The 4457-nt window shown below is 72.1% G+C and carries 3 protein-coding genes; 1 reads left to right on the top strand and 2 read right to left on the bottom strand.

Translation table 11 applies throughout. The features are described 5' to 3' along the window. Window positions 1-977 (bottom strand): DUF4192 domain-containing protein (locus tag E1284_RS38755; RefSeq protein WP_131945115.1); only part of this gene is annotated, 977 nt, incomplete at its 3' end. A gap of 189 nt (window positions 978-1166) precedes the next feature. Between E1284_RS38755 and E1284_RS38750 the strand changes: the two genes are divergently transcribed. Then, complete coding sequence (locus E1284_RS38750) at window positions 1167-3212, top strand: ATP-dependent DNA helicase (protein WP_207924207.1); 2046 nt, start codon at window positions 1167-1169, stop codon at window positions 3210-3212. Between the two features lies 1 nt (window position 3213). On the opposite strand, the gene E1284_RS38745 is transcribed toward E1284_RS38750, so the two are convergent. Next, a partial coding sequence (locus E1284_RS38745) for a pyridoxal phosphate-dependent aminotransferase (RefSeq protein ID WP_341770471.1) occupies window positions 3214-4457 on the bottom strand: 1244 nt, incomplete at its 5' end.

The raw sequence follows: 4457 nt of genomic DNA, 5'->3' as shown, positions 1-4457 counted from the left end.
CAGCCGGCTTTGCGGGGGTGGTCGTAGGCGGCGGCCAGGTCTTCGGAGGTCATGCGGAGGCGGAGTTGGGAGGGCGGGATGCCGGCATTGATCACCTCGCGGAGGATGACGGCCATCGAGTAGGCGGGGTCGGCGTCCAGGGCGCGCTCCAGGGCCACGTTGGCGAGGCCGCCGTCGCCCGCGGAGTAGGCGGCGAAGGCCAGGAGGGACGCGGGGGCGGGGGCGTACGCGGTCTCTACGCGGCGCACGATGTCGCGCCAGAAGGCGATGTCGGCGGCCGGGGCCTCCTCGTCGATGCGGATCCATGCCTCGTCGCGCAGGCGGAGGTCGGTGAGGAGGAAGCCGAGCCGGGCGACCTCGTCGTCGGTGGGTCTTATGCCGGTGTGGACGTGGGTGAGCAGCGTCAGAACGAAGGCCAGGTCCTCCTCGGTGGTGCGGCCTTGGGCCAGGTGGCGCTTTTCGGCTCTCGCGGTGGCTTCCCGCAGCGCAATGCGGGCGGGGCCGTCCAGGGGCTGGACGGAGCGGACGAGTTCGGCGCGGTCGGCGAGCGCGACGTGGCCCGCATAGGTCGCCTGGGCGGCGAGGACGCTGGCGGAGCTGTCGTACGGGGTGCCCTCGGGCGGGCAGCAGTCGGCGCGGCAGGTGAGCGACCACCAGCGGCCGTCGGCGACGCGGATCGCCTCGGCGGCGGGGACGCCGGCGGAGGCGAGGGCCTCGCGTACCGGGCCGGCCGATTCCTCGACCTCGGCGGCCGGGCCGTAGCCGAGGAGCAGGGAGCGGGTGAAGCCGTTGGCGGCGAGGAGCGCGGCCACCCGGCCGGCGGCGCCGGCGGCCGGTAAGTCGAGCCGGATCGCGCAGGTGCCGCGATCGCGGCCCTCGAAGCCGATGACGACCAGGCTGCGGGACGGGTGGAAGCCCAGCAGGTACGGGACGGCCGCGATGGCGTCCTGGGCTGTGCGGATCACGAGAGGTGCCATGACGTCGACGTTCGCAGCCCCGCCGTGCGGCCGGCGGCGGCTCGCCTGATTGTGGATAACTTCGCGGCCGGGCGCCCGGCGGACGGGCTGTTGGCCGTGACGGGACGCGGGTGTCGGCCGGGGGCGGTAGCGTTGGGCGGCGTGCCCACCCCTGATCTGCTGACCGGCAGCGATACCCAGATTCCGGACATGGCGACCCTTCTCGCCGCGGCCGTCGCGTCCATCGGGGGTGCCGAGCGCCCGGGGCAGGTGGAGATGGCGCGCGCGGTGGAGCAGGCGATCGACGCCGGGGAGCATCTCGCCGCACAGGCCGGCACGGGGACGGGCAAGTCGCTCGCCTATCTCGTTCCGGCGATCCGCCACGCGGTGGAGAAGCAGACGACGGTGGTGGTGTCGACGGCGACGATCGCGCTGCAGCGGCAGCTCGTCGACCGCGACCTGCCCCGGCTGGCGGAGGCGCTCGGGCCGATGCTCGGGACGGAGCTGAAGTTCGCGATCCTCAAGGGCCGCCGGAACTACCTCTGCCTGCACCGGGTGCAGACCGGAGTCCCTGAAGAGGAGGACGGGCCGAGTCTTTTCGACCCGCAGCAGCTCTCGTCGCTGGGACGGCAGGTCAAGCGGCTCAACGAGTGGGCCGAGGAGACCCGCACCGGCGACCGGGACGAGCTGGTGCCCGGCGTGAGCGAGCAGGCGTGGCGGCAGGTGGCCGTGACGGCGAAGGAGTGCCTGGGCGCGCAGCGCTGCCCGCACGGGACGGAGTGCTTCGCCGAGCTCGCCAGGGCCGAGGCGGGCGAGGCGCACATCGTGGTCACCAACCATGCGCTGCTGGCCATCGATGCCCTGGAGGAGTTCCAGGTCCTTCCCGAGCACGATGTCGTCATCGTGGACGAGGCCCATGAGCTGGTCGACCGGGTGACGTCGGTGGCCACGGGGGATGTGAGCGCGACCGGGGTGGAGACCACCGCCCGGCGCTGCGGACGGTTGATCGAAGAGGCCGTCGCGGACCGGCTGAAAGAGGCCGCCGAGGGCCTCGGCATCCTGCTGGAGGATCTGCCCCAGGGGCGTATGGACGTCCTCCCGTCTGCTCTGGGCAACACCCTCGCGGTGGTGCGCGACGCCGCGCACGCGTGCATCACGGCGATCGGGCCGGAGAAGAAGGACTCCGATCCCGGTGACATGGCCGCGCGCAAGGCGGCGCGGTCGTCGCTGGAGGAGCTCCATGACACGGCCGTGCGGATGCTGGAGGCGTTCCAGCCCGAGATGGCGCAGCGCTTCGACGTGGTGTGGGTGGAGAAGCCGTTCGTGCAGGACGGCCGCCCGAAGCGTCCCCCGGCACTGCACGTGGCGCCGATCGGGGTCGGCGGCCTGCTGCGGGCGACGCTGTTCGAGCAGCGCACCGCGATCCTGACGTCGGCGACGCTGACGCTCGGCGGGTCGTTCGAGCCGCTCGCACGCCAGTGGGGCCTGCCGCCGCTGGACGAGAAGGCCTCCCGGGACGCCAAGACCGCCGCGGAAGGGCTCGCGCGGACCGCGACGGAGAAGGGCGAAGAAACGAAGGTCGTATGGTCCGGGCTGGACGTCGGCTCACCGTTCGACCATCCGAAGGCCGGCATCCTGTACGTCGCGCGGCACCTGCCGCAGCCGGGGCGGGACGGTCTCGCCGACGCCTACCTCACCGAGATCACCGAGCTGATCGAGGCGGCGGGCGGGCGGGCGCTGGGCCTGTTCTCCTCGATGCGGGCGGCGCGGCAGGCCGCCGACGAGCTGAAGGACCACCTGACGCATCCGCTGCTGTGCCAGGGCGAGGACTCCACGTCCCTGCTGGTGAAGCAGTTCGCCGAGGACGAGCGGACCTGCCTGTTCGGCACCCTGTCGCTCTGGCAGGGCGTGGACGTGCCCGGCCCGTCGCTGCAGCTCGTCATCATGGACCGCATCCCGTTCCCGCGCCCGGACGACCCGGTGTCGTCGGCGCGGTCGCGGGCGGTCGCGGCGCGCGGCGGCAACGGGTTCATGGCGGTCGCCGCGACGCATGCCGCGCTGCTGCTCGCGCAGGGCGCGGGCCGGCTGCTGCGGTCGATGGACGACCGCGGCGTCGTCGCCGTCCTCGACCCGCGGCTCGCCACGGCCCGCTACGGCGGATTCCTGAAGAACTCGCTGCCGCCGTTCTGGGCGACGACCGACCCGGACGTGGTCCGCGGCGCGCTCCGCCGCCTCGACGCCGCCGCGCAGGGGTGACTCAGCGGCGGTAGGTCTCCAGGAACTCGCCGATGCGGCCGACGGCGTCCTCCAGGTCGTCGGCGTACTGGAGGGTGACGACGCGGAAGTGGTCGGTGGCCGGCCAGTTGAAGCCCGTCCCCTGGACGACGAGGAGCTTCTGCTGTTCGAGCAGGTCGAGGGCGAACCGCATGTCGTCCTCGATCGGGTACATCTCCGGGTCGAGGCGCGGGAAGACGTACAGGGCGCCCCGCGGTTTGACGCAGCTCACGCCCGGCAGGTCGTTCAGCAGCTTCCACGCGCGGTCGCGCTGCTCGCCGAGGCGCCCGGTCGGCAGGACGAGGTCGTCGATGCTCTGGTAGCCGAAGAGCGCGGCCTGGATGGCGTGCTGGCCGGGGACGTTCGGGCACAGCCGCATGTTGGCGAGGATGTCGAGGCCCTCGATGTAGGACTCGGCGTGCTCCTTCGGCCCGGACAGCACGACCCAGCCCGACCGGAACCCGGCGACCCGGTAGTTCTTCGACAGCCCGCCGAAGGTGAGGCAGAGCAGGTCGGGCGCCAGGGACGCGATCGGCACGTGCTCGGCGTCGTCGTAGAGGATCCGGTCGTAGATCTCGTCGGCGAAGACCAGCAGGTTGCGGCGGCGCGCGACCTCGACGATGCGGGACAGGACCTCGCGCGAGTAGACGGCGCCGGTGGGGTTGTTCGGATTGATGATGACGATCGCGCGGGTCCGGTCGCCGATCTTCGCCTCGATGTCGTCCAGGCTCGGCTGCCAGCCGTCGTCCTCGTCGCACCGGTAGTGGACGGGGGTGCCGCCGCACAGCGAGACCGACGCCGTCCACAGCGGGTAGTCGGGCGCCGGGATGAGGACCTCGTCGCCGTCGTTGAGCAGCGCCTGCAGGGTCATGACGATGAGCTCGGATACGCCGTTGCCGAGGTAGACGTCCTCGACGTCGACGCCGGACACGCCGCTGTCCTCGAAGCGCTGCACGATGGCGCGGCGCGCGGCGAGGATGCCCTTGGAGTCGCTGTAGCCGTGCGCCTCCGGCAGGTTGCGGATCATGTCCTGGAGCAGCTCGGGCGGGGCCTCGAACCCGAACGGGGCCGGGTTGCCGATGTGCAGCTTGAGGATCTTGCTGCCCTCGGCCTCCAGCTGCTTGGCGCGCTTCAGCACCGGCCCGCGGATGTCGTAACAGACGTTGGTCAGCTTGCCCGACTGGTTGACCTGCATGGATTCACCATAACCGCGGACCGCCCCCGACA

The sequence above is a fragment of the Actinomadura bangladeshensis genome, from assembly GCF_004348335.1.
GTDB lineage: Bacteria > Actinomycetota > Actinomycetes > Streptosporangiales > Streptosporangiaceae > Spirillospora > Spirillospora bangladeshensis.
The sequence above is the reverse complement of the archived record's forward strand: the minus strand, read 5'-3'. Positions and strand labels throughout refer to the sequence as shown.

Coding starts and splice junctions, on each gene's coding strand:
- E1284_RS38750 (WP_207924207.1), top strand. CDS start 1,167: ATGGCGACCCTTCTCGCCGCGGCCGTCGCGTCCATCGGGGGTGCCGAG.